The organism is Stenotrophomonas sp. 05N423, from assembly GCF_056397145.1.
This window is the reverse complement of record NZ_JBFTMV010000003.1, coordinates 249,581-263,293: the sequence shown is the minus strand read 5'-3', so window position 1 is coordinate 263,293 and position 13,713 is coordinate 249,581. Positions and strand designations below refer to the sequence as shown.

The following is a 13,713-nucleotide window of genomic DNA, read 5'->3' as shown; positions in this document are numbered from 1 at the left end:
CCAATCTGACGACCAAGCGTTCCCTTTCTTCCGCTCGCCGCTGGTGGCGATGGTGGCCCGTTGCCGTCGTCCGTACCGCCACCACCGATTTCCGGAAGGAAGACCGTCTTGATCACGTTCGAGCAGTTCCAGCAGCAGGCCGCTGAAGGCCATACCCGCATCCCCGTCGTCCGCGAAGTGCTGTCCGACCTGGACACGCCGCTCTCGGTCTACCTCAAGCTCGCCGACGGTCCGCACACCTATCTGTTCGAATCGGTCGAAGGAGGCGAGCGTTTCGGCCGCCATTCGATCATCGGCCTGCCCGCGCGGCGCATCTACAGCTTCCGCGGCCATACGCTGGAAGTGAGCGAGCTGGGCGAGGTGATCGAGCGCCGCGAGGTCGCCGACCCGCTGGCCGAGGTCGAAGTCCTGCGCGCGCAGCACTCGGTGCCGCAGTTCGAGGGCCTGCCGGGCTTCACCGGCGGCCTGGTCGGCTGGTTCGGCTTCGAATGCATCCAGTACATCGAGCCGCACCTGGGCGCCGGCGACAAGCCCGACGAACTCGGCACGCCGGACATCTACCTGATGCTGTCCGAAGAGCTGGCGGTGTTCGACAACCTCAAGGGCCGGCTGTACCTGATCGTGCACGCCGACCCGACCCAGCCGCAGGCGTGGGCGCGCGCCAACCGCCGCCTCGACGAACTGGCGCACCGCCTGCGCCAGGCCGGCGCCGGCTATCCGCAGGCGCAGGTGTCCGACGCCATCGACGAACAGGACTTCAAATCCTCCTTCACCCGCGAGCAGTACCACGAGGTGGTGCGCAGGGCGCAGGACTACGTGCGCGCCGGCGACATTTTCCAGGTGGTGCCGAGCCAGCGCCTGCGCGTGCCGTTCCGTGCCCGCCCGATCGACGTGTACCGCGCGCTGCGCGCGCTGAATCCGTCGCCGTACATGTATTTCATCGATGTCGGCGGCACCCAGGTGGTGGGCTCGTCGCCGGAAATCTTGGCGCGCCTGCGCGATGGCATCGTTACCGTGCGCCCCATCGCCGGCACCCGCCCGCGCGGCGCCACACCGGAGCTGGACAAGGCGCTGGAGGTCGAACTGCTGGCCGATCCCAAGGAGCGCGCCGAGCACGTGATGCTGATCGACCTGGGCCGCAACGATGTCGGCCGCGTCGCCGAGCCGGGCACGGTCCGGGTGGGCGAGCAGTTCGTGATCGAGCGCTACAGCCACGTCATGCATATCGTCAGCGAGGTCACCGGCACGCTGAAGGCCGGCCTGAGCTACAGCGACGTGCTGCGCGCCACCTTCCCGGCCGGCACAGTCAGTGGCGCGCCGAAGATCCGCGCGCTGGAGATCATCCGCGAGCTGGAGCCGGTCAAGCGCAACGTCTATTCCGGCGCGGTCGGCTACATCGGCTGGCACGGCGACGCCGACACCGCCATCGCCATCCGTACCGCGGTCATCCAGGACGGTTATCTGTACGTGCAGGCCGGCGGCGGCGTGGTCTACGACTCCGACCCGGACGCCGAATGGCACGAGACCATGAACAAGGGGCGCGCGCTGTTCCGCGCGGTGGCGCAGGCGGCAAAGGGGCTGTAGGCCTTGTCCCGCAAGCTGTTTGCATCGAATGCAGATGTTCCTCTCATCATGACAAGGAGTGCCGCATGAAGTTTTCCCGCATGTTGCTGTGGTCAGCGATGTTGGTTGCCATGGTCCCGCAGGCGTGGGCGCAGGCCAACTCCATTCCCTCTCAGCCGCATCTGCTGGTGAAGGGGGACGCAAGCCGCAAGGTGATTCCGGATCGCTTCGTGGTGAAGATCGCGCTGGAATCGGTGGACATGCAGACCGATATCGCTCGCCGCAAGGTTCAAGCCAATGCCGAGCGGATCATGGGTCTGTTCGCCAAGCACCGTGCCATCGCGGAGACGGTGCGCATGGATAACCTGAGCATCGAGCCGTCCACACGCTACAAGGAGGATGAGGAAGTGTTCCAGGGCACGGCTGTCAGCCGTGACCTGGAAGGCGCCTTCGAGAATCCAGAGCAGTTGCGGGACTTTCTTGCCGAGTTGAAGGCCAGCAAGGAGATTCAGGTGCGCACCGCCGCCCCGATGTATTCGGGTGAGCTACGCCTGCGTGCCGAGCTCAAGGCCGAAGCGGCAGCGCAGACGCGCGCGTCGGCCAAGGGGCTGGCGGATGCCTATGGGGCGAAGATTATTGGCCTCTATACGATTTCCGACGTTGCCCCCAGTTTTGCCTACGGCGTGCAGGCCGGCAGTTGGCCGAACGCCAATAGCGGCGGGGATTTCTACGAGCGTGGCGGCTCGTTGGATCGGGTGCAGGTGTCCGGTAGCCGCAACCAGGTTGCGGCTGCACCTGCAGCGGGCGAGCTGCTCACGGCCGCACCCATCACCTACACCGAAAACGTCTACGCCATCTTCCTGATTAGCGATGGAAACTGAGCCATGCTGTTGATGATCGACAACTACGACAGCTTCACCTTCAACCTCGTGCAGTACCTGCAGATGCTGGGCGCCGAGGTGAAGGTGGTGCGCAACGACGCGCTCAGCGTCGAGCAGATCGCCGCATTGCAGCCCTCGCACATCGTGGTGTCGCCGGGGCCGAAGACGCCCGACGACGCCGGCGTGTCGCTGGAGGTGATCCGCCGGCTCGGGCCGTCCATCCCGATCCTCGGCGTGTGCCTGGGCCACCAGGGCATCGGCCAGGTCTATGGCGGTCGCGTGATCCGCGCCGGCAACATCATGCACGGCAAGACCTCGCCGATCCGCCATGAAGGCAAGGGCGTGTTCGCCGGCCTGCCGGACCGCTACGAGGCCACGCGCTATCACTCGCTGGTGGTGGACAAGAACGCGCTGCCGGCCGAACTGGAAATCACCGCCTGGACCGAGAATGCCGACGGTTCGATGGAGGAGATCATGGGCCTGCGCCACCGCGAATATCCGGTGGAAGGCGTGCAGTTCCATCCCGAATCCATCCTGACCCAGCACGGCCACGCGCTGATGAAGAACTTCCTGGACCGCACGTGCTGATCGAGCCGGCGCAACTGCTGCTGTTCATGCTGGCCGGCTGGGTGCTGAACCTGACGCCGGGTCCGGATGTGCTCTACATCGTTAGCCGCTCGCTGCGCGGTGGTCGTCGCGCCGGCTTTGCCGCCGTTGCCGGCATCAGCGCCGGTTGCCTGGTGCATGTGGCGCTGGCCTCGCTGGGACTGGGCATGCTGCTGGCGACGTCGGCGACGCTGTTCATCGCGATCAAGTGGATAGGCGCGGCGTACCTGCTGTGGGTAGGCGTGCGCCTGCTGCGCAGCAGGGCGGGATCGGCGACGTTGCAGGCCGGCGTCGATGCGGCTGGCAGCGGTGCCGGTTCATGGTGGCAGGTGTTCGCCGGCGGCTTCCTGACCAATGTGCTTAACCCGAAGGTGGTGCTGTTCTTCCTCGCCTTCCTGCCGCAGTTCATCGCCCCGTCGGTGCAGGACAAGACGCTGGCATTCGCGGTGCTGGGCATCGTGTTCACCGTCAACGCGCTGCCGGTCAACGCGCTCTACGTGCTGCTGGCCGACCGCATGCGCAGCAGCCGCTGGGCGGCGCGCGGCATGCAGTGGCTGGACAAAGTGGCCGGCGTGCTGTTCATCGGCTTCGGCGTGCGCCTGGCCTTGGGCGCGAGGCCGATGCCATGAGCGATGCCGGCCTGCGCCTGTTCGTGGTGATGCTCGGCGGCCGCCATGCGCGCGCCAATACCGAAGTGCACGACGTGGTGTTCGGTGTCGGCACCAGCATCGAGCAGACCTACCCACAGCTGCGCGAACAATGGTTTGGGGAGTTGGCCGGCCTGCACCTGGATTCGTGGATGACCGTCGATGGCGTCGAGCAGTGGCAGGTACGCCTGTCCGCCGACATGCCGGCCGCCGGCATGCCCCGGCTGTACTTCGTCAATCTTGGCGGCTATGTCGCCGGCGAGTTCGGCGAGGCCCATGGCTACCTGCTGGTGGTCGCCGCCGATGCGGCCGAGGCCAAGCGCAAGGCACTGGCGCAGGCGGGGGCGGAATGGATCAAGCCGCACCGCGACGCCCTGTTCGAGGTGGACGGCTGCCTGCCCGTCGGCCCCATCGGCGGCCTGCACGTGCACCTGGTTCACGGCGCCCATGCCGGCATCCGCAGCCAGAGCGACTACATCGTTATTTCCTGATCCTGGAGTTGTCATGACCATCACCGCGCAGGAAGCCCTGCAACGCACCATCGAGCACCGCGAGATCTTCTTCGACGAGATGGTCGACCTGATGCGGCAGATCATGCGTGGCGAGGTGTCCCCGACCATGACCGCGGCCATCCTCACCGGACTGCGCGTCAAGAAGGAAACCGTCGGCGAGATCGCCGGCGCGGCCACGGTGATGCGCGAGTTCGCGTTGCCGGTGGCGGTGGCCGACAAGACCCATCTGGTCGACATCGTCGGCACCGGCGGTGACGGCTCGCACACCTTCAACATCTCCACCTGCTCGATGTTCGTGGTGGCCGCGGCTGGCGCCAAGGTGGCCAAGCACGGCAACCGCAGCGTGTCGTCCAAGTCGGGCAGCGCCGACGCGGTGGAGGCGCTGGGCGCGGTGATCGAGCTCGGCCCGGAGCAAGTGGCGCGCGCCATCGAGCAGACCGGCATCGGCTTCATGTTCGCGCCAATGCACCACCCGGCGATGAAGGTGGTGGCGCCGGTGCGCCGCGAGATGGGGGTGCGCACCATCTTCAACATCCTTGGCCCGCTGACCAATCCGGTCGGTGCCACCAACATCCTGATGGGCGTGTTCCATCCGGACCTGGTCGGCATCCAGGCGCGCGTGCTGCGCGAACTCGGCGCCGAGCGCGCGCTGGTGGTGTGGGGCCGCGACAACATGGACGAAATTTCGCTCGGCGCCGGTACGCTGGTCGGCGAGCTGCGCGACGGCAAGGTGCGCGAGTACGAGGTCCACCCGGAGGATTTCGGCATCGCCATGTCGGCCAGCCGCAACCTCAAGGTCGCCGATCCGGAAGAGTCCATCGCCATGCTGCGCGGCGTGCTCGACAACCAGCCCGGCCCGGCCAACGACATCGTCGCGCTCAACGCCGGCGCCGCGCTGTACGTGGCCGGCGTGGCCGACAGCATCGCCGACGGCCTGGCGCGCGCGCGCGCGGTCATCGCCGATGGCAGTGCCCGCGCGCGCATGCAGCAGTACGTCGCCGCCAGCCGCGCGCTGGCCGGCTGATCCTTCTCCGGCCATCCAATCCGCCTTACCGCTTCCAGGAAAGCAGAACCATGAGCGACATCCTCAACACCATCCTCGCCCGCAAGACGCAGGAGGTGGCCGAGCGCAGCGCCCGCGTGCCGCTGGCCGAGCTGAAGGCGCGCGTGGCCGATGCGTCGCCGGTGCGCGGCTTCGCCAATGCGCTGCAGGCGGCCATCGCCAACGGCGATCCGGCGGTCATCGCCGAGGTCAAGAAGGCCAGCCCGTCCAAGGGCGTGATCCGCCCGGACTTCCGTCCCGCCGAGATCGCGGTGAGCTACGAGTTCGGCGGCGGCAGCTGCCTGTCGGTGCTGACCGACGTGGATTTCTTCCAGGGCGCCGACGCCTACCTGCAGGAGGCGCGCGAGGCCTGCACGCTGCCGGTGCTGCGCAAGGATTTCGTCATCGATCCCTACCAGGTGGTCGAGGCGCGCGTGCTCGGTGCCGACTGCATCCTGTTGATCGTCTCGGCGCTGGACGACCGCCAGCTGGCCGAGTTGTCCGACCTGGCGATGACGCTGGGCATGGACGTGCTGGTGGAAGTGCACGACATCGACGAGCTCGAACGCGCCATCCAGGTGCCGGTGCCGCTGGTGGGCATCAACAACCGCAACCTGCGCACCTTCGAGGTATCGCTGGAGACCACGTTGTCGATGCGCGAAGCGGTGCCGCGCGACCGCCTGCTGGTCACCGAGAGCGGCATCCTCGGCCCGGCCGACGTGAAGACCATGCGCGACGCCGGCGTCAACGCCTTCCTGGTCGGCGAGGCCTTCATGCGCGTGGAAGAGCCGGGCGAGGGACTGCGTCAGCTATTCTTCAGCGCATGAGCGAGTCCTATCCTGTTCCCCGCGACGACGCGCCACTGGTCGTCTTCGATTTCGATCACACCCTGTACGACGGCGATTCCGGCAGCCATCTGTTCGCCTGGCTGATCCGGCGCAATCCGTTGCGCATGCTGGCGGCGCTGCTGGCCACGCCGGTGTTCGGCCCGTTGGTGGCGCTGTTGCCGACGCGCCGCTTCGGCATTTCCGGCTACGTGTGGATCGCGACGTTCGGGCTGCACCGGGCGCGGGAGTTCAACGGCATCATCGACCAGTACGTGCGCACCCACGAGGCCGACATCCGCGCGCGGCTGCTGCCGCAGGCGCTGGAGGTGTTCGCCGCGCATCGCCGCGCCGGCGACCGGGTGGTGGTCGCCACCGGCGCGCCGCCGGAACTGGCGCGGGCCATCCTCGCCTTCGTCGCGCACCAGGACGTGCCGGTGATCGGCAGCGAAGTAGGGCCGCGTCTGGGCGCGATGGGCGCCACCCGCCACTGCCACAACGAAGAGAAGATGCGCATGCTGCGCGAGCGTGGCTACGGCGACATCGCCATCGCCTATTCGGACAGCACCGCCGACCTGCCGCTGCTCAAGGCGGCGAGGGCGCCGGTGGTGGTCAACCCCAAGCACTCGCGCGTGGACTATTTCCGCAGGGTGCTCCCGGCCGGAACGCCGGTGTTCAACTGGGGATGCGTTGACCGCGGCGGCGACAAGGCCTGAGGGTTCCTGGGCAGGCCGGTCACTGGCTGGCCTGCCTCATGTTTCCGTTGGAACGGCGACGTGGCCTGTCTAGGCCAGCCAAGCGTGGAGTGCGTGGCCGATCTGGAACAGGCTGATCGACAGCACCAGCACGCCCACCGCGATCAGCACCCAGCGCTCCTTGAGGCGCTTGACCAGCAGGGCCGCCACCGGCGCGGCCATCATGCCGCCGACCAGCAGGCCGGCGACGATGCTGGCGTGCTGGATACCCATCGACAGCAGGAAGGTGAGTGAGATGGCGATGGTGACGATGAACTCGGCCGCGTTCACCGTGCCGATGGTGGTGCGCGCCTGGCCGCCGCGGGCGAGCAGGGTCGAGGTCGCCACCGGTCCCCAGCCGCCCCCGCCGCTGGCGTCGAGCAGGCCGGCGAAGAAGCCGAGCACCGGTACCCGCTGCACTTCGCGTCTGGGCGTGAAACGGCCCGCCGCGCGGGCGAGGATGAAGATCGCCAGCGCCAGCAGGTACAGATAGATGAAGGGGCGGATGATCTCGCCCGGCAGCTGGGTCAGCACATAGGCGCCGAGCGCGCCGCCGGCTGCGCCGGGCAATGCCAGGCGCAGGAACAGCCGCCGGTCGACATTGCCGGCCACCAGATGCGATACGCCGGACGCGCCGGTGGTGAACACCTCGGCGGTATGGATGCTGGCGCTTACCGCCGCCGGCGGCAGCCCCATGCTCAACAGCACGGACGAGGACACCAGCCCGAACGCCATGCCCAGCGCGCCATCGACCAGCTGCGCCCCTATCCCGATCAGGATGAACCAGTAGAACTCGCTTCCAAATTCCATCAGTGGAGCCTGCTGGCTTGGGGCGGATGCGTCAAGGAGATGAGGAGCGGGACGTAGCTGCCCCGCTTTGAGGCTGGCGAAGCAGTGTTTCCGCCGAAATAGCCCCTTAAAGGGTGCGCGCCGGCAGGCGCAGGGGTGAAGATGGCCTGCCTGCGCGGCACTGCCGCGCAGGCCATCCGAACCACCGGCGCGCTGCGCCGGGCCGGGGAAGGGCAAAACAGAAGCCGGGGCCCAAGGTTTGCGAAGCAAACCTCGGGGTTGATCCGTGAATACGTATCAACGCGTCCCGTAAAGCACGATGGTCTTGCCGCGCGCATGCAGGATGCCATCGGCCTGCAGCTTCTTGAGCACGCGGCCGGCCATTTCGCGCGAGCAGCCGACCAGGCGGGCGATCTCCTGCCGCGACACGCGCAGCTGGGTGCCCTGCGGGTGGCTCATCGACTCCGGCTCACGGGCCAGGTCGTGCAGGGTGCGCACGATGCGGTCGGTCACGTCCAGGAATGCCAGGCGGCTGGCCTTGCGGCTGGTGTGCAGCAGGCGCCGGGAAATCTGCGAGCCGATGGCGTACAGCAGCTTGGGCGCATCGCTGGACAGCGGGCCCAGGAACAGCTGGTGCAGCCGCTCGTAGCTGATCTCGGCCAGCTCGCAGGGAGTGCGGGTGCGGAGGATGACCTCGCGCTTGTCCGACTCGATGAACAGGCCCATTTCGCCGACGAACTCGCCCGCGCCGAAGTAGCCCAGCACCAGTTCGCGGTCCTCGTCCTCCTCGGCGATGATGCTGACCGAGCCGCTGACCACGTAATACATGGTGCCGGCCGGGTCGCCCGGGCGGAACACATCGGTACGGGTCGGGTAGCGACGGCGATGGCTATGGGCCAGGAACCGGTCGATGGTGGCGATGTCCAGGGTCAAGGGGCTGGAGGCGAGGCGCACGGTTGGCACGGTATTGGCGATCCCTGGACTCATGATGACGTTCATGTGCGTGTTTTATGAACTTGTCTTAACGGACAAGCTTAGCGAGGCCGACCATAAGGGGCAAACGCCGGCTGGCCGTGCACGTTTCGCCGGGGGGCGGTTTGCCCCATAATTGCCCCCTTTCCCACCATTCACAGGACCGACCGCCGTGGTCAAGCCGTTGCCTCGCCTGAGGTTGCAGGGTTTCAACAACCTCACCAAGGCGCTGAGCTTCAACATCTATGACGTCTGCTATGCGCGTACCGAAGAGGAGCGCCAGCGTTACATCGAGTACATCGACGAAGAATACAACGCCGATCGCCTCACGCAGATCCTCACCGATGTGGCCGAGATCATCGGCGCCAACATCCTGAACATCGCCCGCCAGGACTACGATCCGCAGGGCGCGTCGGTGACCATCCTCATCTCCGAGGAGCCGGTGATCGACAAGAAGGCCGCCGGCAAGGAGCTGATCTCCGATGCCGTGGTCGCGCACATGGACAAGAGCCACATCACCGTCCATACCTACCCCGAGACCCACCCGCAGGAAGGCATCGCCACCTTCCGCGCCGATATCGACGTCGCCACCTGCGGCGTGATCTCGCCGCTGAAGGCGCTGAACTACCTGATCGAGAGCCTCGAATCGGACATCGTGATCATGGACTACCGCGTCCGTGGCTTCACCCGCGACGTGAAGGGCAAGAAGCACTTCATCGACCACAAGATCAACTCGATCCAGAACTTCCTGGCCAAGAACATCAAGTCGCGCTACGAGATGTTCGACGTCAACGTCTACCAGGAAAACATCTTCCACACGAAGATGCACCTGAAGGACTTCGACCTTGACCAGTACCTGTTCGAGGAGAAGGCCAAGAACCTGTCGTTCAAGGAACGCATGAAGATCGAGGCGCTGCTGCGCCGTGAGATCGAGGAGCTGTTCCACGGCCGCAACCTGGCCGAGTGACGGTTACATGCGGTTCGGGTGCGGGTTGCTAGCCTCGCACCCCTGAAACACACGGCGGGACGGCCCGCCCCATGGCGCGATCCATGGACCACAGCCGACGGCGGCCCGGTGCTCACGCACCGGGCCGCTTCTTTTTTGTCCCGAAACCAAGGAGCAATACCATGGCCTGGATCTATCTGCTGGTAGCCGGTCTGTTCGAAGTCATCTGGGCGATCGGCCTGAAGTACACCGAGGGCTGGACCCGCCTGTGGCCCAGCGTGGGCACGCTGGCGGCGATGGTGGTCAGTTTCTGGTGCCTGTCGCAGTCGCTGAAGTCGATCCCGATCGGCACGGGCTATGCGATCTGGACCGGGATCGGCGCGGTCGGTGCCGCGGCGCTCGGCATCCTGCTGTTCGGCGACAGCGCTTCCTGGCCGCGGCTGCTGTGCATCGGCCTGATCGTGTCCGGCGTGATCGGGTTGAAGATGGTGTCGTAGTCCTTGGCCGCGTCGCGGCCAGGACCCCCAAGGTTTGCGTTGCAAACCTTGGGCTCCACTCCGGGTCTGCCTATCCTGCAGCTGTCGCCGCGCCCCCTTAACAAAGGGGGCTTTGCTCCAGAGGGATCTGGAGTAGGAGCAGGGAGAGGGTGTCAGAGCGGGCAGGTGTAGTCCCGTCCGCGTCGCGGCCAGGACCCTCAGGGTTTGCGTTGCAGACCTTGGGCCCCGACTCCGGGCCTGCCTGCCTCCGTGGCTGCCGCCGCGCCTCCTTGAAAAAGGGGGCTCTGCTCCAGAAAGATCGGGAGGAAGGACATGAAGAGGGATCAGAGCCGGTAGGCGATGGTCTTCATTGCCTTGGAGGCCATGGCCATCACTGCCGGGATCGGTGGTGGCAGGATGCGTGCGCCGGCGTGTTCGGCATGGTCGGCGTGGCGCGCCTCGTCGATCTTCATGACCTTGAGGATCTCGCGGCTGCGCTGGTCGGCGGGCGGGAGGGTTTCCAGGTGTTCGTCCAGGTGGGCCTCGACCTGGCGTTCGGTTTCGACCACGAAACCCAGGTTCCAGCCATCGCCGCGCAGCCCGGCGAGCGTGCCGATGGCGTAGCTGCTGGCATACCACAGCGGGTTGAACAGGCTGGGGCGGCTGTCCAGCTCGCGCAGGCGGTCCGCGCACCAGCTCAGGTGGTCGGTCTCCTCCTGTGCGGCCTCCAGCAGGTGCGCGCGGGTGGATGGATCGCGGGCGACGGCCGCCTGGCCGAAGTACAGGCCCTGCGCGCAGACCTCGCCTACATGGTTGATGCGCATCAGGCCCGCGGCATGGCGCTTTTCATCCGATTCCAGCACGACATCGGGCGTGTCGCCGGCCGGATTGGGGCGGCTGGCGGGCGGATTGCCGAAGACCGTGTCCAAGGCGCGCTGGGCTTCGGTCAACAAGCGGTCCAGGGGCGTGAAGGCGCGGTCGGTGATCATGGCGTCCAGGCGGGATGGGGTAGCTGGATTCTCGCCGCTGTCCCGGGGGCTGCCAAGGCCGGGCAGGCGGCAGGTTGCATGGGCCGGCCACGGCCAGTACAATCCCGCCTCTTGTGTTTCACCTTCACAACGCGTGGCAGAGTTCCGGCAGTGCACCGCCGCAATGAGCCCGACCTAACCTGAGTTCTTTCATGAGCACTTTCACCGCAAAGAACGAGACCGTCCAGCGTGACTGGTATCTCGTCGACGCCTCGGGCAAGACCCTGGGCCGTCTGGCCACCGAGCTGGCCCGCCGCCTGCGTGGCAAGCACAAGCCGGTCTACACCCCGCACGTCGATACCGGCGACTACCTGGTTGTCATCAATGCAGAAAAGATTGTCGTCACCGGCAAGAAGCTGCAGGACAAGCAGTACCACCGCTTCACCGGCTACATCGGCAACCTGAAGACCGAGACCCTGGCCCAGGCGCTGGAGCGCCACCCGGAGCGCGTGATCGAGATCGCCGTCAAGGGCATGCTGCCGAAGGGCCCGCTGGGCCGCCAGATGTACCGCAAGCTCAAGGTCTACGCCGGCACTGAGCATCCGCACGCCGCACAGCAGCCGCAGGTTCTGGATATCTAATCATGGCTATCACTCAAAACTACGGCACTGGCCGCCGCAAGTCCTCCACCGCCCGCGTGTTCCTGCGCAAGGGTTCGGGCAACATCACCGTCAATGGCCGTCCGCTGGACGAGTTCTTCGGCCGTGAGACCGCGCGCATGATCGTGCGCCAGCCGCTCGAGCTGACCAAGAACACCGAAAGCTTCGACGTCATCGTCACCGCCGCCGGCGGCGGCACCACCGGCCAGGCCGGTGCGATCCGCCTGGGCATCGCCCGCGCCCTGGTCGAGTACGACGAAGGCCTGAAGTCCGAGCTGCGCAAGGCCGGCTTCATGACCCGCGACGCCCGCGAAGTCGAGCGCAAGAAGGTCGGTCTGCACAAGGCCCGCCGCGCCACCCAGTTCTCCAAGCGCTGATCCATCGCGCCTGGTCCGGGATTCTTCGGGGTCCCGCTGGGAAAGCAAAAGCCCGGCTTCGGCCGGGCTTTTGTCGTTCCAGGGTGGGGGTTTCCGTGCGCGGGTGTCCGCGCGGGTTCCGGTATGTCGTGTCCGCCGGAAAGGGGGGGGGGGGGGGSCGCCAATGGCTGGGAGGAGTGTCGCCATGGAGGTGGCGGCAAAAAGAAAAGGCCTGATCTTTCGATCAGGCCTTTCGCATTTGGCAGCCCCGGAAGGATTCGAACCTCCGAATGTCTGAGTCAGAGTCAGATGCCTTACCGCTTGGCGACGGGGCTAGGTGGATCGGGATTATCGCATGCTCCGGTGGTGGAGGCCATCTACCCGGGAGGGGTGGGCATGCTTCATAAAAAAAGACCAGATATTTCAATCTGGTCTTCGGTATCTGGCAGCCCCGGAAGGATTCGAACCTCCGAATGTCTGAGTCAGAGTCAGATGCCTTACCGCTTGGCGACGGGGCTGTGGCTGTCGAGAGCTGGGCTCCCGCTCCCTTGGTGGCTATGGGTGGACTCGAACCACCGACCCCAGCATTATGAGTGCTGTGCTCTAACCGGCTGAGCTACATAGCCTCAGGGAGCCCGCAATTCTGCGTATCGCTGGCTTGCCTGTCAACTCTTTTTTCCGCGCTTGTGGCATTGCGGCAGCCATGGCAGAGTCCAAGCCAGTAGAAATTTTTTAGGAGTCCGCATCGTGATCGATCCGGACGGCTATCGACCAAACGTCGGCATCGTGCTGATGCGGGAAGACGGACAGGTGTTCTGGGCACGACGCGTGCGCCGGGATGGCTGGCAGTTTCCGCAGGGCGGGATGAATTCCGACGAGACACCGGTCGAGGCCATGTATCGCGAGCTGCAGGAAGAAACCGGCCTGTTGCCTGAACATGTCGAAGTGCTCGGGGCGACCCCGGGCTGGCTTCGCTATCGGTTGCCCAGCCGCGCCATCCGCCGTACCGAGAAGCAGGTCTGTATCGGCCAGAAGCAGGTCTGGTTCCTGCTGCGCCTGACCGGCGACGAGACCCATGTGCGCCTGGACCATACCGAAGCTCCCGAATTCGACCATTGGCGATGGGTGGATTTCTGGTATCCCGTCGAGCATGTGGTCATGTTCAAGCGGGGGGTCTATGCGCGGGCGTTGAGGCATCTGGCGCCGTTGGCGCGTGGGATCGCCGGGCAAGGCGTGACGGCAATGCCGAAGGGTGCGCAGGAGGCCTGGATGCCCGGCCATGCGGCGGGCCATGAGCGCCCGCGCAAGCGTCCGCGCAAACGGGGCTATTGGCCGAAGAAGGTGCAGGGCGACGGGCCGACGGCCTAGCAGGTGGCTGATCGAGAACGATTCATTCTTATGATTGACAATCGTTCTCGTTTCCATTGAAATGGTCACCGGCCACTCCCGGCCGGTCCTGCCGAACGCCTCCGTGTACGTCTGCATCTGCAACGGTGTCACCGACCATCAGATCCGCGAAGCCGCCGACAATGGCGTCAGTTCGGTCGCCGAGCTGACGATGCGCACTGGCTGCGGCTCCAGCTGCGGTTCCTGCCTGGAAATGGCGGGCGAACTGCTGGCCAAGGCCCGCGCGGTGCACGACCTGCCCTTGCCGATGCTTGGCCTGGCCAAGGTGGCTTGAGCTTTCAGCCTGGTTCTCCACCGCAGCCAGGCTGCGGTGGATGTGGACGGTCGGCGG

General features: G+C 66.1%; 17 protein-coding genes and 3 tRNA genes. 14 read left to right on the top strand and 6 right to left on the bottom strand.

Annotation, left to right across the window (positions count from 1 at the left end):
• The first annotated feature begins 108 nt into the window (after positions 1 to 108).
• The 8 genes from trpE (at position 109) to AC1DGW_RS07550 (ending at position 6,791) form a co-directional block, all read left to right on the top strand.
• Positions 109 to 1,584, top strand: coding sequence for an anthranilate synthase component I (gene trpE / locus AC1DGW_RS07585; RefSeq protein ID WP_478021178.1), 1,476 nt, complete (start codon positions 109 to 111; stop codon positions 1,582 to 1,584).
• 65 nt (positions 1,585 to 1,649) lie between these two features.
• A complete protein-coding gene (locus tag AC1DGW_RS07580; protein ID WP_478021176.1) occupies positions 1,650 to 2,444 on the top strand; it encodes an SIMPL domain-containing protein in 795 nt (264 codons plus the stop codon).
• A 3-nt stretch (positions 2,445 to 2,447) separates the two neighbouring features.
• On the top strand, positions 2,448 to 3,032 hold the full coding sequence (locus tag AC1DGW_RS07575) for an anthranilate synthase component II (protein ID WP_478021174.1): 585 nt from the start codon (positions 2,448 to 2,450) through the stop codon (positions 3,030 to 3,032).
• Positions 3,026 to 3,679 carry a LysE family translocator gene (locus tag AC1DGW_RS07570; protein ID WP_478021172.1) on the top strand — a complete coding sequence of 218 codons (654 nt, stop codon included), beginning with the start codon at positions 3,026 to 3,028 and terminating at the stop codon, positions 3,677 to 3,679. Before AC1DGW_RS07575 ends, AC1DGW_RS07570 begins: the two co-directional genes overlap by 7 nt.
• Positions 3,676 to 4,188, top strand: a complete 513-nt coding sequence (locus tag AC1DGW_RS07565) for a DUF1543 domain-containing protein (protein WP_478021170.1) — start codon at positions 3,676 to 3,678, stop codon at positions 4,186 to 4,188. Before AC1DGW_RS07570 ends, AC1DGW_RS07565 begins: the two co-directional genes overlap by 4 nt.
• 13 nt (positions 4,189 to 4,201) lie before the next feature.
• The gene (gene trpD / locus AC1DGW_RS07560) at positions 4,202 to 5,233 is read left to right on the top strand and encodes an anthranilate phosphoribosyltransferase (RefSeq protein WP_478021168.1); all 1,032 of its coding nucleotides are present in this window, start codon (positions 4,202 to 4,204) and stop codon (positions 5,231 to 5,233) included.
• 50 nt (positions 5,234 to 5,283) lie between these two features.
• Entirely contained in the window at positions 5,284 to 6,078 is a 795-nt protein-coding gene (trpC, locus tag AC1DGW_RS07555; RefSeq protein WP_478021165.1) for an indole-3-glycerol phosphate synthase TrpC, read from the top strand.
• Positions 6,075 to 6,791, top strand: a complete 717-nt coding sequence (locus AC1DGW_RS07550; protein WP_478021163.1) for a haloacid dehalogenase-like hydrolase — start codon at positions 6,075 to 6,077, stop codon at positions 6,789 to 6,791. Before trpC ends, AC1DGW_RS07550 begins: the two co-directional genes overlap by 4 nt.
• Positions 6,792 to 6,860: 69 nt before the next feature.
• Here the strand turns inward: AC1DGW_RS07550 and AC1DGW_RS07545 are convergent, their stop codons facing one another.
• Positions 6,861 to 7,619 carry a sulfite exporter TauE/SafE family protein gene (locus tag AC1DGW_RS07545; RefSeq protein WP_478021161.1) on the bottom strand — a complete coding sequence of 253 codons (759 nt, stop codon included), beginning with the start codon at positions 7,617 to 7,619 and terminating at the stop codon, positions 6,861 to 6,863.
• Positions 7,620 to 7,895: 276 nt separating this feature from the next.
• Positions 7,896 to 8,585 carry a cAMP-activated global transcriptional regulator CRP gene (gene crp / locus AC1DGW_RS07540; RefSeq protein WP_478021159.1) on the bottom strand — a complete coding sequence of 230 codons (690 nt, stop codon included), beginning with the start codon at positions 8,583 to 8,585 and terminating at the stop codon, positions 7,896 to 7,898.
• Positions 8,586 to 8,742: 157 nt separating this feature from the next.
• Between crp and speD the strand changes: the two genes are divergently transcribed.
• Positions 8,743 to 9,537 carry an adenosylmethionine decarboxylase gene (speD, locus tag AC1DGW_RS07535; RefSeq protein ID WP_054667806.1) on the top strand — a complete coding sequence of 265 codons (795 nt, stop codon included), beginning with the start codon at positions 8,743 to 8,745 and terminating at the stop codon, positions 9,535 to 9,537.
• A 161-nt stretch (positions 9,538 to 9,698) separates the two neighbouring features.
• Positions 9,699 to 10,013: a quaternary ammonium compound efflux SMR transporter SugE gene (gene sugE / locus AC1DGW_RS07530; protein ID WP_478021157.1), complete on the top strand. Its 315-nt coding sequence runs from the start codon at positions 9,699 to 9,701 to the stop codon at positions 10,011 to 10,013.
• Between the two features lie 323 nt (positions 10,014 to 10,336).
• Here sugE and coq7 read toward each other — a convergent pair whose 3' ends face one another.
• A complete protein-coding gene (gene coq7 / locus AC1DGW_RS07525; protein ID WP_478021155.1) occupies positions 10,337 to 10,981 on the bottom strand; it encodes a 2-polyprenyl-3-methyl-6-methoxy-1,4-benzoquinone monooxygenase in 645 nt (214 codons plus the stop codon).
• 191 nt (positions 10,982 to 11,172) lie between these two features.
• Here coq7 and rplM point away from each other — a divergent pair, with 191 nt between their 5' ends.
• Positions 11,173 to 11,601: a 50S ribosomal protein L13 gene (gene rplM, locus AC1DGW_RS07520; RefSeq protein WP_478021153.1), complete on the top strand. Its 429-nt coding sequence runs from the start codon at positions 11,173 to 11,175 to the stop codon at positions 11,599 to 11,601.
• 2 nt (positions 11,602 to 11,603) lie between these two features.
• Complete coding sequence (gene rpsI / locus AC1DGW_RS07515; RefSeq protein WP_478021151.1) at positions 11,604 to 11,996, top strand: 30S ribosomal protein S9; 393 nt, start codon at positions 11,604 to 11,606, stop codon at positions 11,994 to 11,996.
• A gap of 239 nt (positions 11,997 to 12,235) precedes the next feature.
• Here rpsI and AC1DGW_RS07510 read toward each other — a convergent pair.
• From AC1DGW_RS07510 to AC1DGW_RS07500, 3 genes are all read right to left on the bottom strand, one after another.
• Positions 12,236 to 12,310 (bottom strand) — tRNA-Gln (locus tag AC1DGW_RS07510).
• A gap of 108 nt (positions 12,311 to 12,418) precedes the next feature.
• Positions 12,419 to 12,493: transfer RNA gene (locus tag AC1DGW_RS07505), tRNA-Gln, on the bottom strand.
• 31 nt (positions 12,494 to 12,524) lie between these two features.
• Positions 12,525 to 12,601 (bottom strand) — tRNA-Met (locus tag AC1DGW_RS07500).
• Between the two features lie 121 nt (positions 12,602 to 12,722).
• Here AC1DGW_RS07500 and AC1DGW_RS07495 point away from each other — a divergent pair.
• A complete protein-coding gene (locus AC1DGW_RS07495) occupies positions 12,723 to 13,343 on the top strand; it encodes an RNA pyrophosphohydrolase (protein ID WP_478021149.1) in 621 nt (206 codons plus the stop codon).
• A gap of 103 nt (positions 13,344 to 13,446) precedes the next feature.
• Positions 13,447 to 13,656: a (2Fe-2S)-binding protein gene (locus tag AC1DGW_RS07490; protein WP_478021494.1), complete on the top strand. Its 210-nt coding sequence runs from the start codon at positions 13,447 to 13,449 to the stop codon at positions 13,654 to 13,656.
• The last annotated feature ends 57 nt before the right edge of the window (positions 13,657 to 13,713 follow it).